This window comes from Pseudomonas sp. EU05-FHT14B02, assembly GCF_058791055.1.
The window spans coordinates 12,110-26,942 of the sequence record NZ_JBYTDD010000039.1 but is presented as its reverse complement, the minus strand read 5'-3'; the positions used below and the strand labels follow the sequence as shown (position 1 = coordinate 26,942).

Sequence of the window (14,833 nt, the reverse complement as noted above, 5' to 3'; positions counted from 1 at the left end):
ATGATCTGTCTTGACTTTGTCTGACCTGTTTCCGGTACTTTTTTAACATCGAAGTTAGGAAAGACCCGACAAACGGAAGAGACAAGACTCGTATCAGGCAACCTGGACCGGAATGGCATTGCTGGTATGGCTCAGTTCATTGCCCGGTGCCATGTAGAGCATGCGTGGCTTGAAGTTGAGCAGTTCAGCTTCGCTGTAATGGGCGTAAGCGCAGATGATCACGCGATCACCGACCTTGGCCTTGTGGGCAGCGGCGCCGTTGACCGAGATCATGCGCGATCCTTCTTCGCCACGGATGGCGTAGGTGGTGAAGCGCTCGCCGTTGTCGACGTTGTAGATCTGGATCTGCTCGTACTCACGGATGCCGGACAGATCCAGCCATTCACCGTCGATGGCGCAGGAGCCTTCGTAATCGAGTACAGCGTGGGTGACTTCGGCGCGATGCAGCTTGGCTTTGAGCATGATGGCGTGCATGAGTATTTCCCAGGTCGGAATCGAACGGCGGGCAGTTTGCCCGATGGCTTGAGAGGCAGCAATAAGGTGTGGAAACTGCCGCAGATCGAATGCGGGAGCGGGCTTGCTCGCGAAGGCGTTGCGTCAGTCGACGTATGTGTCAGCTGACAGACCGTATTCGCGAGCAAGCCCGCTCCCACAGGGTATTGCAGTGTTTAGATTGGCGCGTCGAGGTTCAGGTGCAGGTTGTCGATCAACCGCGTCGTACCGAGGAACGCCGCCACCAGAATCACCAGGTCACGATCCTGCGCCGTCGCCGGGCGCAAGGTCATGGCATGGCGGATTTCCAGATAGTCGGGACGCAGGCCGGCTGCTTCGAGCTGTTTGATCTGGGTGCCGATCAGCGCCGGGTAGTCGCGTTCGCCCTGCTTGATCGCCTCGCCGATCGCATTCAGCGAGCGATAAACCACCGGTGCCACAGCGCGTTGCTCTTCGCTGAGGAAACCGTTGCGCGACGACAGCGCCAAGCCATCAGTTGCGCGAACAGTGGGCTCACCGATGATCTGGATCGGCATGTTCAGGTCATGTACCAGGGCGCGAATCACTGCCAGTTGCTGGAAGTCTTTCTCGCCGAAAATCGCCAGGTCCGGCTGGACCATGTTGAACAGCTTGCTGACCACCGTCGCCACACCTTCGAAATGTCCCGGCCGGCTGGCGCCGCACAGTCCTTCGGACAATTGCGGGACACTGACGCGGGTCTGGCCGGCCATGCCGTCGGGATACATCTCTTCAACAGTGGGGGCAAACAGCAGGTGGCAACCGGCCTGGAGCAGTTTTTCCTGGTCTGCGGCGAGGGTGCGCGGGTACTTGTCGAGGTCTTCGCCAGCACCGAATTGCAGCGGATTGACGAAAACGCTCGCCACCACGAAGTCCGCCCGTTGAGAGGCCTTGGTTACCAGCGCAATGTGGCCGCTGTGCAGGTTGCCCATGGTTGGCACAAAGGCAATGCGCTTGCCTTCGCTACGGGCACGGGCCACGGCGGCCCGTAGTTCGCGTACGGTTTTTACGGTGTTCATGCAGAGAATCCGTGTTCGATCCCAGGGAAAGTTGCCGCTTTGACTTCAGTCACATAGGCATTCAGTGCCGCCTCTATGCTGGTCTGGCCAGTCATGAAGTTTTTCACGAATTTTGGCACCCGGCCGGAAATGGACAGCCCCAGCATGTCGTGCAGAACCAGAACCTGGCCATCGGTGCGATTGCCGGCGCCAATACCGATCACCGGGATTTTCACTGCCTGGGTGATTTCTTCTGCCAGTTCGCTCGGGACGCACTCGAGCAGCAGCATTGCCGCGCCGGCCTGTTCCAGGGAGATCGCGTCGGCACGCATCTGCCGCGCCTGGTTTTCATTGCGACCCTGGACCTTGTAGCCGCCAAGGATGTTCACCGATTGCGGCGTCAGGCCCATGTGCGCGCACACAGGGATACCGCGCTCGGCCAGCAGGCGGATCGAGTCTGCCAGCCACAAAGCCCCTTCAACCTTGACCATGTGCGCGCCGGCTTGCATCAACAGCGCGCTGTTGGCCATGGCTTGCTCGGTGGTGGCGTAGGCCATGAAAGGCAGGTCGGCGAGGATCAGGGCATCACTGTTACCGCGTTTGACGGCAGCCACGTGGTAAGCCATTTCCGAGGTGGTGACAGGCAAGGTGCTGTCGTGGCCCTGCAAAACCATGCCGAGGGAGTCGCCCACCAACAGCACTTCGACGCCGGCCTGATTGCAGGCGTGGGCGAAGGTCGCGTCGTAGCAGGTCAGCATGGTGATTTTTTCACCTTTTTGCTTCAGACCTTGCAAGGTGGTCAGGGTGATGGCTGGCATGAAAAGTTCCTCATTCAGGCGCTGTGGAAACTACTGCGAGTAACGCGCGTGATTCTTCGTTGAATACAGGCGCACGCTCTTTCGTCGTGCTTTTAAGGCCTGGATTGCGCCCTTGAACGCCGTGTAGGCGGCAGCGGGACGCCTATAGTCGTGAGGAGAACGAGGGAAGTCAATTGTGTGTGTTACCGCATTGTTACGGGTGGGGTGTTACCGGGGTAACTGATGCGATTCAGCAGCAGATCTTGTGCGCGACACAAAACCAATGTGGGAGCGGGCTTGCTCGCGAAGGGCGCATCAGATTCAACATTAATGTTGATTGATACACCGCTTTCGCGAGCAAGCCCGCTCCCACAGGGTATTTGTGTCACGTCGGGAGGAGGCGTTCCAGGTCGACGAACGGGCATGCCTTGAGCAGTTCGGCCAAGTTCCGGCCATCGGCCAAGTGCAGATCCGAAGGGGCCAGCTCCGCCAGCGGATACAGTACGAAGGCCCGTTCCTGCATGTGGTAATGGGGAACCTTGAGGCGCGGTTCGTCGATCAGGCGGTCACCGAACAGCAGGATGTCGAGGTCCAGCGTTCGCGGTCCCCAACGCTCAAGACGCTCGCGACCCTGGCCGTTTTCGATGGCCTGCAAGGCGTCCAGAAGATCCAGCGGCGCCAGTGTGCTGTCGAGAGCGGCGACTGCATTGGTGTAACGCGGTTGGCCGGGCAGAAGCGAGTCACTTTGGTAAAACGCAGAAACCCCGACCAGCTCCGATTGCGGCAAATGTGCCAGCGCTTCGACGGCGCTGCGCAATTGTTCGGCGGGGTCAGCCAGATTGCTGCCCATGCCGATGTAGATGCGCTCCATGGATTACTCGCCCGTGGTGCTCGAAGCGCCGGCAGCGCGTTTGCGCTTGGCGCCACCGCTGCGGCGACGCTTGCGCGGGGCGCCGGTGCCTTCGTCCTTGCCGCTGAGGTCGCGAATCATATCGCGACGCTCGCTTTCGTTGGCGTCCTGATAGTCCGTCCACCATTCGCCCAGGCCATCGGTCTGCTCGCCGGCGCTTTCGCGTAGCAGCAGGAAGTCGTAACCAGCGCGGAAGCGCGGATTGTCCAGCAACAGATCGGCACGCTTGCCGCTGCGGCGGGGCAGGCGTTCCTGCATGTCCCAGATTTCGCGGATCGGCATGGTGAAGCGTTTCGGAATCGCAATGCGCTGGCACTGCTCGGCAATGAGCTCGTGCGCCGCTTCCTGCATCGCCGGAATCGGCGGCATGCCACGCTCTTGCAGGCGCAGGACGCGGGCCGGCAGGGCAGGCCAAAGCAGGGCTGCAAACAGGAACGCCGGGGTTACCGGTTTGTTCTGCTTGATCCGCAGGTCGGTATTGATCAGGGCTTCGCTGATCAGGGTGTGGGTGTAAGTCGGGCTGTATTCCAGTGCTTCGGCGCTGGCCGGGAACAGTGGATCGAACAACTGCAGGTCGACCAGCATTTCAAACGTGTCGGCGGCATGGCCGGAGAGGAACAGCTTGAGCACCTCTTCGAACAGACGAGCCGAGGGGATCTCGCGCAGCATCGGCGCCAGGCCGCGGATCGGCAGGGCGCTGTGTTTTTCGATGCCGAAGTTCAGCTTGGCGGCGAAACGCACGGCCCTCAGCATCCGTACCGGGTCTTCCTGGTAGCGTTGCGTCGGATCGCCGATCAGGCGGATCAGATGATTGCGAATGTCGTGTACGCCGTTGGCGTAGTCGAGGATGCGTTCGCTGACCGGATCGTAATACAAGGCATTGATGGTGAAGTCGCGACGTTGCGCGTCCTCTTCCAGCGTGCCGTAAACGTTATCGCGCAAGATGCGCCCGCTTTCGTTGCGCGAAGACTGGTTGCTGTCTTCCTCGTCTTCGTTTTGCGGGTGATTGGCGCGGAAGGTCGCGACTTCGATGATTTCGCGGCCGAAATGGATGTGCACCAGTTTGAACCGGCGCCCGATGATTCGCGCGTTACGGAATTCGGCCCGTACCTGCTCGGGTGTGGCGCTGGTGGCAACGTCGAAATCTTTCGGGGTGATACCCAGCAGCATGTCGCGCACGCAACCGCCAACCAGATAAGCCTGATAACCGGCGTTCTGCAGGCGTTCAACGATATTCACCGCGTAACGGCTGAATTGCGCCTTCTGCAGCGAGTGTTGGCCGCTGTTGAGCACTTCAGGCGTGCTGCGAATGTGTTGCGTAGGACGCTTGGGAGAACGGAATGACTGGAACAGCTTCTTCAGCATGGGATGCACTGTTTGAAGGAATATTCGGCCATAACAGAAGAATGACCGCATGATGGGCGGGGATTCTAGCATTTAGTCGGGGGATGGTGTAGGAGACAGCAGATATGAGATGTAGGAAGCAGGGGGCGGGGGGCGGAAACCACAAGGGGAGCCGAAGCTCCCCAAGAAGTAGTTGCATGCTCTATTTTTATTTTTGGTTTCGGGCTTCTTGTTTTTGTTGAGTGCCCTCGCCATGAAGCTTTCCTTCATGACCCTCCCAATCGGGAGCCAAGAGCAAACGGATTGCTTTGGTCGCTGAATTGCAGTGATCTTTCGATCCAACCAGTACAGGCTCTGTCTTAAGACAGTTTTTTGTTGTTCTCGGCCTGGTCGTGGGGCAAGCCCCAAATACAACGCCTCTCCAAAAGAATCAGTTAGCTGCGCCTCTCGCCGTCTTGTTTTTATTGTGCGTGAGTCGATTCGTCTTATTTTTATTGTCTTGTGCATTGCTTGTTATTGTTCTTGTACCAAACATATAGCAGGGTGCGTGCCAACTTTTGCGAAACCCAATAAAACAAGGGGTTAGGCCGGTCGACAGGCATTTCTGGGGCCAAAAAAAGCCGGGGCTTCGTTACCGTAAGCCCCGGCTTCTGTTACGTGAAAAGACTGAGGTAACAGTTTCTCCACAAAGTCATGTGTTACCCGCACATGAGACAGGGACGGTTCAGCTTTCGCTGGTCACCCCGGTCTTGCGACGTGGGATGCCCAGGCGCTGACGGCGCTCCCACAGGCATTTACGGCTGACCCCGAGCTTGCGGGCCAGTTCGGTTTCGGTCATGTGGTCCTGATGTTCGAGGACGAAATGCTGGAAGTAATCTTCCAGGGAGAGATCTTCGGTCGGTTCGTGGTTGCTGTTACTGGCGTTGCCCTGTTGTGGCGCCAGGCCAATGAATTCGTCGTCTTCCAGGTCGCCCAGTTCGATGTCGATACCCAGCAGCTCGGCGGAGATTTCCGGGCTTTCGCACAGGATAACGGCGCGCTCGACGGCGTTTTCCAGTTCACGAACGTTGCCCGGCCAGGAGTAGTGACGAATGGCTTGCTCGGCGTCGGCGGCGAACTTCAGGTCGGTGCGGTTGATCCGCGCACTTTGCCGCGCCAGGAACGCATTGGCGATTTCGTTCACGTCCGCACCGCGTTCGCGCAGGGCTGGGAGCTTCAGCGCGATAACATGGAGGCGGTAATACAAGTCTTCTCGGAACTGGCCGATCTTCGCCAGGCTCTTGAGGTCGCGGTGAGTAGCCGCGATCAGGCGCACGTCGACTTTTTGCGACTGCACCGAGCCCACGCGACGAATTTCGCCCTCCTGCAATACGCGCAGCAGGCGAGCCTGGGCTTCCAGTGGCAGTTCGCCGATTTCGTCGAGGAACAAGGTGCCACCGTCCGCCGCTTCCACCAGGCCGGCGCGCCCGGCGCTGGCGCCGGTGAATGCACCTTTTTCGTGGCCGAACAGTTCGGATTCGATCAGGCTTTCCGGAATGGCCGCGCAGTTCACCGAAATCATCGGCGCCTTGGCACGTTTGGACAGGTTGTGCAGGGCGCGCGCCACCAGTTCCTTACCGGTACCCGATTCGCCCTGGATCAGAACGTTGGAGTCGGTCGGTGCCACTTTGCGGATCTTGACGTACAGGTCCTGCATCGGTGGGCACGAGCCGATAATGCCGATCTCACCATTGCTGTTATCGGTACCGGATTTCGCCGCGCCGTTGGCGGCTTTGCCGGCAACCGTTTCACCTCCGGCTTGTACCGTTTGTCGGTCACGCAGAATTCGTGCGGCCGCTTGCAGCATTTCGTCATGGTCGAATGGCTTGGCAATGTAGTCCACCGCGCCCATTTTCATCGAGTCAACCGCCGAGCGCAGGCTGGCATAGCTGGTCATGATCAGCACCGGCGTGCCCTGGGCGAGCTTGATCAACTCCGTGCCAGGCGCGCCCGGCAGGCGCAGGTCACTGATGATCAGGTCGAACGAGGGAATGGTGAAGCGTTCTTGTGCTTCCTGCACTGATCCGGCTTCGCTGACCTGGTACTGGTTACGTTCCAGCAGGCGGCGCAAGGCGGAGCGGATAATGGTTTCGTCTTCGACGATCAAAATGTGCGGCATTGATTCGATACTCTCGACGGTCTCAGTTCACAGCGGACGTCGCTTCGACATGACGCGGCAAGGTAACCCTGATGCGGGTACCGCGTTGGCTTTGAACATCAGCCGGGCTGTCGATGGTGATTTGTCCATAATGCTCTTCAACGATGGAATAGACCAGTGCAAGGCCCAGACCGGTGCCTTCGCCAGGATCCTTGGTGGTGAAGAAAGGTTCGAACAATCGGTCCATGATGCTCGACGGAATACCGCTGCCTTCGTCCTCCACGATCAGATCGACCGTGTGTTCGCTGGCTTCGCTCTTGACCCGTACCGCACTGCCGGGAGGCGAGGCGTCACGGGCGTTTGAAAGCAGGTTGATCAATACCTGGGCCAACCGTTGCGGGTCGCCTTCGACCCAGTGTTCGGGGTCGCACAGGTTGTAGAACTGCACTTCGAAATTGCGTCGGTTCAGGGCCAGCAGGCCGATGGCATCCTGAGCCACTTCGGCCAGACAGACGGGCTCGTCGTTGTGCTGATGGCTACCGGCATGGGCAAAGCTCATCAACGACTGGACGATGCGCGACACGCGTTTGGTCTGCTCGAGGATCTGGCCGCTGATCTCCTTCAGCTCGCCGTCTTCTTCACGTTCTTCTCGCAGGTTTTGCGCCAGGCACGCGATACCGGTGATCGGGTTGCCGATTTCATGGGCCACGCCGGCCGCCAGTCGACCGATGCTGGCCAGGCGCTCGGAGTGCACCAGTTTGTCCTCGAGCATCTGGGTTTCGGTCAAGTCTTCCACCAGCAACACCAGGCCACTGTTGCCCGGCGCGAGGGGTTCGTCGATCGCCGCTTTGTGCAGGTTCAACCAGCGTGTCTGGCCGTCGAGGGCCAGGTGCTGTTTGTGCAAGTGCTCGTCCGGAAGATTGATGAAGCCTTGCAGCAGGTCTTTCCATGGGGCGGCAATGGTACTCAGGCGCGAACCGACCACGCGCTGCGCGGCGATGCCGGTGAGCTCCTCCATGGCCTTGTTCCACATGAGGATCTCTTGATCCTTGGCCAGTGAGCAAACGCCCATCGGCAATTCCTGAAGGGTCTGGCGGTGATAGCGGCGCAAGGCATCGAGCTCGGCGGCCAGGCCGGTCAGGCGCGAGTGGTAATCCTCGAGGCGGCTTTCGATGAAGTGAATGTCTTCGGTGACGTAGTTTTCGCCGCCAGCCTTGTACGGCAGGAACGTCTCGACCATGTCCTGGGCCACGCTCGGGCCCATCAGGCCGGAGAGATTGGCTTCGATGCGGTCACGCAAGCGACGCAGGGCATAGGGGCGGCGTTCATCGAAAGGCAGATAGAGGTCGCGCAGTGCCTGTTCCACTTCTTTCTGCGCCGCTTTTGCACCCAGTGGTTTGGCCAGTTGCGTGGCGAACTCCTGGGGCGAGGCGGCGTGCAGTTCCCGACGTTGCGGGCGGCGAACGTTATCCACAGCGCAGGCTTCGGCAGCGCTGGCCTCTTCGGTGCTGGCGTTGGTGAACAGCGAGATCAGCGTGAACATCAGCACGTTGGCCGCCAGCGAGGCAATCGCCGCCATGTGCCAGCTGGTGTCGTCCAGCACGTAGATCATGTTCAGCAGTGGAATGTAGAAGCCTTGCAGGTTGCCAACCAGCGGTAACAGCATAGTCACCAGCCACACCAGGATCCCCGCCAGCAAGCCGGCGATGAAGCCGCGACGGTTGGCGGTCGGCCAATACAGGACCGAGAGCACGCCTGGCAGGAACTGCAACGTGGCGACGAAAGCGACAATGCCGAGGTTGGCCAGGTCCTGCTCGGCTCCGAGCATCAGGTAGAAACCGTAGCCGGCCATGATGATCGCGACGATCAGCGCCCGGCGAGTCCACTTCAGCCAGCGGTAGATGTTGCCTTCGGCCGGTGGTTGATACAGCGGCAGAACCAGGTGGTTCAAGGCCATCCCGGACAGTGCCAGCGTGGTGACGATGATCAGGCCACTGGCGGCGGACAGCCCGCCGACATAGGCCAGCAACGCCAAAGCCTTGCTGTTGGCGGCGATACCGATTCCCAGGGTGAAGTATTCCGGGTTGGTGGTGGCGCCCAGTTTCAGGCCGGCCCAGAGAATCAGCGGCACCGCCAGGCTCATCAGCAACAGGAACAGCGGAAGGCCCCAGCTCGCACTCACCAGCGAACGCGGGTTGAGGTTTTCGGTAAAGGTCATGTGATACATGTGCGGCATTACGATCGCCGAGGCGAAGAACACCAGCAGTAGCGTACGCCACGGGCCTTCCTGCAACGGTGTGTGCAGGGCGGCGAGCGCGGTCTGGTTTTGCAGCAGCCACAGTTCAAGCTGTTGCGGGCCGTCGAACACGCCGTAAAGCGCATACAGCCCGACACCGCCGAGGGCAATCAGCTTGATCACCGACTCGAAGGCAATCGCGAATACCAGGCCTTCATGCTTTTCGCGGGTGGCGATGTGACGGGAGCCGAAGAAAATCGTGAACAGCGTAATCAGTGCGCAGAAGCTCAGGGCCACGCGATGCTGTACCGGCTCTCGGGTGAGGATGCTGATGGAGTCGGCGACCGCCTGAATTTGCAAGGCCAGCAGCGGCAGTACGCCGACCAGCATGAAAATCGTGGTCAGCGCACCGGCCCAGGTGCTGCGGAAGCGGAAGGCAAACAGGTCCGCCAGCGACGACAGTTGATAGGTGCGGGTGATCTTCAGGATCGGGTAGAGCAGCACCGGCGCCAGCAGGAATGCCCCGGAAACGCCCAGGTAGCTGGACAGAAAACCATAGCCGTATTGATAGGCCAGGCCCACGGTGCCGTAAAACGCCCAGGCACTGGCGTAGACGCCCAGTGACAGGGTGTAGGTCAGCGGGTGGCGAATGATCGCCCGGGGAATCATGCCCCGTTCGCTGATCCAGGCCACACCGAACAGCACCGCCAGGTATGCGGCGCTGATCAGGATCATCTGGGTCAGGCTAAAGCTCATCGGCATCTTTTTGGCTCTGCAGGATGAAGGTCACGACGATCAGAATCAGCCAGAGCAGATAAGGGCGATACCAGGCGCCAGTGGCGTCGATCCACCAATCCATGATGGCCGGGGAAAACAGGTAAATCCCCACTACCAAAAGCAGGACCAAGCGATAGATGTACATCCCGGCCTCTCTTTTTTATGCGCGTGCCCGAAAACGTGCGGCGATGGTAACGGATGGGTGCGCCACTGCAAGTGCGATCACAATAGCTGTGCCTCGGGCAGGCTCAGTGTGCGCGGGATCAGCGAGGCATCCCAGTGGGCAACGCCCCAATTCAGCACTTCCCGTGGCGTGGCGTACGTCAGTTCGGTTCCCGGGTTCTGTCCCAGCGCCCGTAGCGCCCGCAGCAGCAGGGGCGTTGCCTGATCCTCGGTCAGCGGCGGCGAACGGTAGGATTTACCGAGCTTGTTGCCATCAGGCTGGGTAATCAGCGGGATATGCAGATAACGCGGTTGAGGCAGGCCGAGCAGTTCTTGCAGGTAGAGCTGGCGGGGCGTGGAGTCCAGCAAGTCGGCACCGCGAACGATATCGGTGATGCCCTGCCAGGCGTCGTCCAGGACCACCGCCAATTGATAAGCGTAGAGCCCGTCACGGCGGCGGATCACGAAATCGCCGACTTCCCGCCCCAGATGCTGTCGGTATTGGCCCTGCACCCGGTCAATGAAATGGTATTCCAGTTCCGGTACGCGCAGGCGGATGGCCGCATCGTCGGTGCCGTGGCCGGCATTGCGGCACAAGCCCGGATAAATTCCGTGATACGGCTCCAGCTGTTTGCGCGAGCAGGTGCAGGCGTAGGCCAGGCCTTGATTGAACAGGCGATTGAGCACCTCGGCGTAGGCATCGTGCCGCTCGCTTTGGCGAACCAGGTCGCCATCCCACTCAAAGCCATAGCTTTCCAGTGCCTTGAGTATGGCCGCCTGGGCGCCGGGTTCCTCGCGGGGTGGATCGAGGTCCTCCATGCGCATCAGCCAGCGTCCGCCCACCGAGCGCGCGTCAAGGTAGGAGGCCAGCGCGGCGACCAGCGAGCCGAAGTGCAGATGGCCGCTAGGGGTGGGGGCGAAGCGCCCGATGTAGGGGGTATTGGCGGTCATGGATGCATTCGGGGCCATACAAACATCAGAAACAAAAACGGAGCGTTCGCACGCTCCGTTCTTCGTTCAAGTCGCAATTATTTGCCGACTTGCTTTTCCTTGATTTCCGCCAGGGTCTTGCAGTCGATGCACAGGTCGGCTGTAGGGCGTGCTTCGAGGCGCTTGACACCAATTTCGATGCCGCAGGATTCACACCAGCCGTACTCTTCGTCTTCGATCAACTGAAGGGTCTTGTCGATCTTCTTGATCAACTTGCGTTCACGATCGCGGGCACGCAGTTCGAGGGCGAATTCCTCTTCCTGACTGGCACGGTCTGCCGGATCAGGAAAGTTGGCCGCTTCGTCCTTCATGTGGTCCACGGTCTTGTCGACACCTTCCATCAGCTCTTTCTTCCACTGATTCAGGACCTTGGTGAAGTGCTTGCGCATGGGTTCGCCCATGTACTCTTCGCCGGTTTTCTGAACATAGGGCTCGAAGCCGCTGATCGTCTGGTTTTGCTGCTTTGCTTGGGTGGACATGAAATAGACCGCCTCTACTCTTGTAATCCATCTGCGCAGGATTGCTCCATCACCGACACGTGCCGGCCCTGCGGCTGCAAGCGGGCGAACTTACCAGATCAACTCGGGCCGCGCTACTCCCGGATGTCGAGCTCGCGGCACAGGGTGCTTGCAAATGATGACAAACCGTTGTCTGGTGGCTCTGGAACCCTGCTCAATTATTGATTTTAGTCAAACCTTGCGCGCGCGCCTGGGTCGTTTGTGATCGGCCTTACAAGGCCTATGACCGCTTTAGGTTCTCGCTCGTTCCTGCGGTTGGGTAGAATCGGTTTTTTTCCGTTGAAGGAAGGCCAATGGCTCAGCCCTACAGTGCCCGCAGTCGCGCGATCGAACCTTTCCATGTCATGGCGCTGTTGGCGCGGGCCAACGAATTGCAAGCCGCCGGCCACGATGTGATCCACCTGGAAATCGGCGAGCCGGACTTCACCACCGCCGAACCGATCATCCAGGCCGGCCAGGCTGCGCTGGCAGCGGGAAAGACCCGTTACACCGCCGCACGCGGCATTCCAGAGCTGCGCGAGGCCATTTCGGGCTTCTATCAACAGCGTTATGGTTTGAGCATCGATCCGCGGCGCATTCTCATCACGCCTGGCGGGTCCGGCGCGTTGCTGCTGGCCAGCGCTTTGCTGGTCGACCCCGGTAAACACTGGTTGCTGGCGGATCCGGGCTACCCGTGTAACCGGCATTTCCTACGGCTGGTCGAAGGCGCGGCACAACTGGTGCCGGTCGGTCCGGAGGTGCGCTATCAATTGACGCCGGACCTGATCGAGCGTCATTGGGACCACGACAGCGTCGGCGCATTGGTGGCGTCGCCTGCCAATCCGACCGGCACGATCCTGACCCGCGACGAACTGGCGAAGCTGTCTGTCGCGATCAAGGAGCGCCACGGTCATCTGGTAGTCGACGAGATTTATCACGGCCTGACCTACGGCACCGATGCGGCCAGCGTGCTGGAAGTCGACGACAGTGCATTCGTTCTGAACAGTTTCTCGAAGTACTTCGGGATGACCGGTTGGCGGCTCGGCTGGCTGGTGGCCCCCGACGCGGCCGTCGGTGAGCTGGAAAAGCTCGCACAGAACCTCTACATCAGTGCTCCAAGCATGGCGCAGCACGCTGCGCTGGCCTGTTTCGAGCCGGCAACCATCAGCATTCTCGAAGAGCGTCGTGCCGAATTTGGCCGGCGCCGGGATTATCTGCTGCCGGCCTTGCGTGAACTGGGCTTCGGTATTGCCGTGGAGCCAGAGGGGGCTTTCTATTTGTACGCCGATATCAGCAAGTTCGGCGGCGATGCCTTCGCGTTCTGTAAACATTTTCTTGAAACCGAACATGTGGCATTTACCCCGGGTCTGGATTTCGGGCGTTATCAGGCCGGGCATCATGTGCGGTTTGCCTATACGCAAAATCTCCAGCGTTTGCAGGAGGCGGTCGAGCGCATTGCCCGTGGGTTGCGGAGCTGGCAAGGCTGATGCGTTTTCATCCTCCCCTCGAAGAAGGGCGCCTGATCCGACGTTACAAGCGATTTCTCGCCGATATCGAAACCGTTGGCGGCGAATTGCTCACCATTCATTGCCCGAACACTGGATCGATGCTCAATTGTCAGGTCGAGGGCGGGCAGGTCTGGTTCAGTCGCTCCAATGACCCGAAGCGCAAGTTGCCTGGCACCTGGGAGATTGGTGAAACCCCGCAAGGGCGGCTGTTTTGCGTGAACACCGCCCGGGCCAATGGTTTGGTCGAAGAGGCGCTGCGTGCGGGCATTATCACTGAGCTGAATGGCTTTGCCGGGCTTAAGCGTGAAGTGGCTTATGGTCAGGAAAACAGTCGCATCGATTTTCGCCTTGATTACCCCGACGGACCGGCCTACGTCGAAGTCAAAAGCGTGACTCTGGGCTTCGACGGTACGGCGGTGGCGGCGTTTCCCGATGCGGTCACCCAGCGTGGCGCCAAGCACTTGCGGGAACTGGCTCACCTGGCCAGGGACGGTATTCGCGCGGTGCAGTTGTACTGTGTTTGCCTGACCGGCATCGAGGCCGTTCGCCCGGCGCAGGAAATCGATGCCGCTTATGCGCAAGCCTTGCGTGAGGCGATTGCCTGTGGTGTCGAGGTGTTGGCTTACGGTGTGCGGTTGAGTCACGAAGAAATGCTGGTCGACCGACGTCTGGACGTGTTGCCAGGTGGCTAAAGGCTGATCCAGATCCCTTGTTCATCCTCGCGGCAGGCCACGCTGGTCAAGGCTTGCCCTGCGCAAGGGCCAGCAACGCATTCACCGTCTTCGATCAGGAACAGTGCGCCATGGGTGGCGCACTGGATCAGGCTGTTGCTAGGGTCGAGAAACTGGTCGGGATGCCACTCCAGGGCAACGCCCCGGTGCGGGCAGCGATTGATGTAGACGTAAACCTGTCCGCTGCGGCGCACTGCAAAAAACTTTTGGTCTTCGATGTCGAACCCGCGGCTGCTGTCATTGACCAACTCGGCGCCTGCGCAAAGCAACTTCATGTCTGTCCTCGGTCCCGCAACTCGTGACCGGATATGTCCGAGCTGGGCGGTTAAATGCTATCAAATGGCGCTCTTGCCCGCCGGGGACAAGTGCCTGTCGTCGAGGATACTTGGCATGATCATTCGATGCCCGGAAAACCTTCAAAGAAAGCTGTTTATGCGCCTGACCACCGGCATCGTCGTGATCTGCATGGAGCATCCATCGCGGCATCCTGTCAGTACTTTTCCACAGGCAAAAAAAAGACCCGGCAAGAGCCGGGTCAAATAACCGTGATTAGCCTGATGAGGAGATAATCCGAGAGTCCGAACCAAGGGCTTTTCAGAATATCGACCAGTCTCGCGACCGGTTGTGATAATCATATCGATTCTCATTACCAAGTCAACCGCTGTTTTCGATTTCCTTGCGATTTGCCGGATTTGTGTCTGCAGGCCCCGCAATCATTGGGTTCCAGGTTGCAAAACTTCAGAATTAGTTGTCGGATCAATTCTTGTTGCGTGTAGAGATGGCTTCCAGTTGTTTGTTCAGGGCCTCCTTGCGCTCGGCAGGAATATCATTCCAGTGAACGTCCATCAGGGCGCCTTCAATTGCGTACAACAACACCTTGGACGCCCGAAAACCGCGCGTGCGCACGGCCCGATAAGCATCTACCGCCCCGAGGCGACGCAAGTCCGAAGCGCTATGGATGCCCACGGCATGCAGCCATTGCGCTGACGTCTTGCCAAGATTCTTCAGGTGTTGCAGTTCATCATTCATCAAGCCTCCTTGCGATGGCCGAATGGAGAGCGTGGGCAATCTTCTGAGGAGTGTAGCCATCAGTAGGAAAAGCGTGATTGTTTGCTCGTTTACGACGCAAATGCTTCTAAGAAACGAGCATTGGCAGTGCATGAAGAAGTCTATGAGCGCAGTAGAGAGAGGCGGGGAAGAGTCTGGAAACAAAGGGCGAACATCCCCCCCGTCCAG

14 protein-coding genes are annotated in these 14,833 nt (G+C 59.4%); 2 read left to right on the top strand and 12 right to left on the bottom strand.

Going from position 1 to position 14,833, the window contains the following annotated elements:
• Positions 1-93: 93 nt before the first annotated feature.
• From panD to dksA, 10 genes are all read right to left on the bottom strand, one after another.
• A complete protein-coding gene (panD, locus tag AC3WTM_RS27280; RefSeq protein WP_003228271.1) occupies positions 94-474 on the bottom strand; it encodes an aspartate 1-decarboxylase in 381 nt (126 codons plus the stop codon).
• Between the two features lie 194 nt (positions 475-668).
• Positions 669-1,529, bottom strand: a complete 861-nt coding sequence (gene panC / locus AC3WTM_RS27275; protein ID WP_102672237.1) for a pantoate--beta-alanine ligase — start codon at positions 1,527-1,529, stop codon at positions 669-671.
• Positions 1,526-2,326 (bottom strand): 3-methyl-2-oxobutanoate hydroxymethyltransferase, encoded by an 801-nt coding sequence (panB, locus tag AC3WTM_RS27270; RefSeq protein WP_102672236.1) that lies wholly within the window; start codon positions 2,324-2,326, stop codon positions 1,526-1,528. Before panB ends, panC begins: the two co-directional genes overlap by 4 nt.
• Before the next feature lie 364 nt (positions 2,327-2,690).
• Positions 2,691-3,176 (bottom strand): 2-amino-4-hydroxy-6-hydroxymethyldihydropteridine diphosphokinase, encoded by a 486-nt coding sequence (gene folK / locus AC3WTM_RS27265; RefSeq protein WP_102672235.1) that lies wholly within the window; start codon positions 3,174-3,176, stop codon positions 2,691-2,693.
• Between the two features lie 3 nt (positions 3,177-3,179).
• Positions 3,180-4,580 carry a polynucleotide adenylyltransferase PcnB gene (locus tag AC3WTM_RS27260; protein WP_173677974.1) on the bottom strand — a complete coding sequence of 467 codons (1,401 nt, stop codon included), beginning with the start codon at positions 4,578-4,580 and terminating at the stop codon, positions 3,180-3,182.
• 703 nt (positions 4,581-5,283) lie between these two features.
• Positions 5,284-6,717: a sigma-54-dependent transcriptional regulator gene (locus AC3WTM_RS27255; RefSeq protein ID WP_102672233.1), complete on the bottom strand. Its 1,434-nt coding sequence runs from the start codon at positions 6,715-6,717 to the stop codon at positions 5,284-5,286.
• Between the two features lie 22 nt (positions 6,718-6,739).
• Complete coding sequence (locus AC3WTM_RS27250; protein ID WP_173677973.1) at positions 6,740-9,694, bottom strand: sensor histidine kinase; 2,955 nt, start codon at positions 9,692-9,694, stop codon at positions 6,740-6,742.
• Positions 9,678-9,854, bottom strand: a complete 177-nt coding sequence (locus AC3WTM_RS27245) for a hypothetical protein (protein WP_003176118.1) — start codon at positions 9,852-9,854, stop codon at positions 9,678-9,680. The genes AC3WTM_RS27250 and AC3WTM_RS27245 overlap by 17 nt, the downstream gene beginning before the upstream one ends.
• Before the next feature lie 77 nt (positions 9,855-9,931).
• Positions 9,932-10,822 (bottom strand): tRNA glutamyl-Q(34) synthetase GluQRS, encoded by an 891-nt coding sequence (gene gluQRS / locus AC3WTM_RS27240; RefSeq protein WP_102672231.1) that lies wholly within the window; start codon positions 10,820-10,822, stop codon positions 9,932-9,934.
• Positions 10,823-10,899: 77 nt separating this feature from the next.
• Positions 10,900-11,340 (bottom strand): RNA polymerase-binding protein DksA, encoded by a 441-nt coding sequence (gene dksA, locus AC3WTM_RS27235; protein WP_008053890.1) that lies wholly within the window; start codon positions 11,338-11,340, stop codon positions 10,900-10,902.
• A gap of 332 nt (positions 11,341-11,672) precedes the next feature.
• On the opposite strand from dksA, the gene AC3WTM_RS27230 reads away from it, so the two are divergent.
• The gene (locus AC3WTM_RS27230) at positions 11,673-12,845 is read left to right on the top strand and encodes a pyridoxal phosphate-dependent aminotransferase (protein WP_102672230.1); all 1,173 of its coding nucleotides are present in this window, start codon (positions 11,673-11,675) and stop codon (positions 12,843-12,845) included.
• Positions 12,845-13,558, top strand: coding sequence for a DNA/RNA nuclease SfsA (sfsA, locus tag AC3WTM_RS27225; protein WP_102672229.1), 714 nt, complete (start codon positions 12,845-12,847; stop codon positions 13,556-13,558). The genes AC3WTM_RS27230 and sfsA overlap by 1 nt, the downstream gene beginning before the upstream one ends.
• Here the strand turns inward: sfsA and AC3WTM_RS27220 are convergent.
• Positions 13,555-13,872, bottom strand: a complete 318-nt coding sequence (locus AC3WTM_RS27220; RefSeq protein ID WP_102672228.1) for a Rieske (2Fe-2S) protein — start codon at positions 13,870-13,872, stop codon at positions 13,555-13,557. The genes sfsA and AC3WTM_RS27220 overlap by 4 nt on opposite strands.
• Before the next feature lie 481 nt (positions 13,873-14,353).
• A complete protein-coding gene (locus AC3WTM_RS27215) occupies positions 14,354-14,626 on the bottom strand; it encodes a TfoX/Sxy family protein (RefSeq protein ID WP_057713281.1) in 273 nt (90 codons plus the stop codon).
• Positions 14,627-14,833: the final 207 nt, after the last annotated feature.

Coding starts and splice junctions, on each gene's coding strand:
- panD (WP_003228271.1), bottom strand. CDS start 474: ATGCACGCCATCATGCTCAAAGCCAAGCTGCATCGCGCCGAAGTCACC.
- panC (WP_102672237.1), bottom strand. CDS start 1,529: ATGAACACCGTAAAAACCGTACGCGAACTACGGGCCGCCGTGGCCCGT.
- panB (WP_102672236.1), bottom strand. CDS start 2,326: ATGCCAGCCATCACCCTGACCACCTTGCAAGGTCTGAAGCAAAAAGGT.
- folK (WP_102672235.1), bottom strand. CDS start 3,176: ATGGAGCGCATCTACATCGGCATGGGCAGCAATCTGGCTGACCCCGCC.
- AC3WTM_RS27260 (WP_173677974.1), bottom strand. CDS start 4,580: ATGCTGAAGAAGCTGTTCCAGTCATTCCGTTCTCCCAAGCGTCCTACG.
- AC3WTM_RS27255 (WP_102672233.1), bottom strand. CDS start 6,717: ATGCCGCACATTTTGATCGTCGAAGACGAAACCATTATCCGCTCCGCC.
- AC3WTM_RS27250 (WP_173677973.1), bottom strand. CDS start 9,694: ATGCCGATGAGCTTTAGCCTGACCCAGATGATCCTGATCAGCGCCGCA.
- AC3WTM_RS27245 (WP_003176118.1), bottom strand. CDS start 9,854: ATGTACATCTATCGCTTGGTCCTGCTTTTGGTAGTGGGGATTTACCTG.
- gluQRS (WP_102672231.1), bottom strand. CDS start 10,822: ATGACCGCCAATACCCCCTACATCGGGCGCTTCGCCCCCACCCCTAGC.
- dksA (WP_008053890.1), bottom strand. CDS start 11,340: ATGTCCACCCAAGCAAAGCAGCAAAACCAGACGATCAGCGGCTTCGAG.
- AC3WTM_RS27230 (WP_102672230.1), top strand. CDS start 11,673: ATGGCTCAGCCCTACAGTGCCCGCAGTCGCGCGATCGAACCTTTCCAT.
- sfsA (WP_102672229.1), top strand. CDS start 12,845: ATGCGTTTTCATCCTCCCCTCGAAGAAGGGCGCCTGATCCGACGTTAC.
- AC3WTM_RS27220 (WP_102672228.1), bottom strand. CDS start 13,872: ATGAAGTTGCTTTGCGCAGGCGCCGAGTTGGTCAATGACAGCAGCCGC.
- AC3WTM_RS27215 (WP_057713281.1), bottom strand. CDS start 14,626: ATGAATGATGAACTGCAACACCTGAAGAATCTTGGCAAGACGTCAGCG.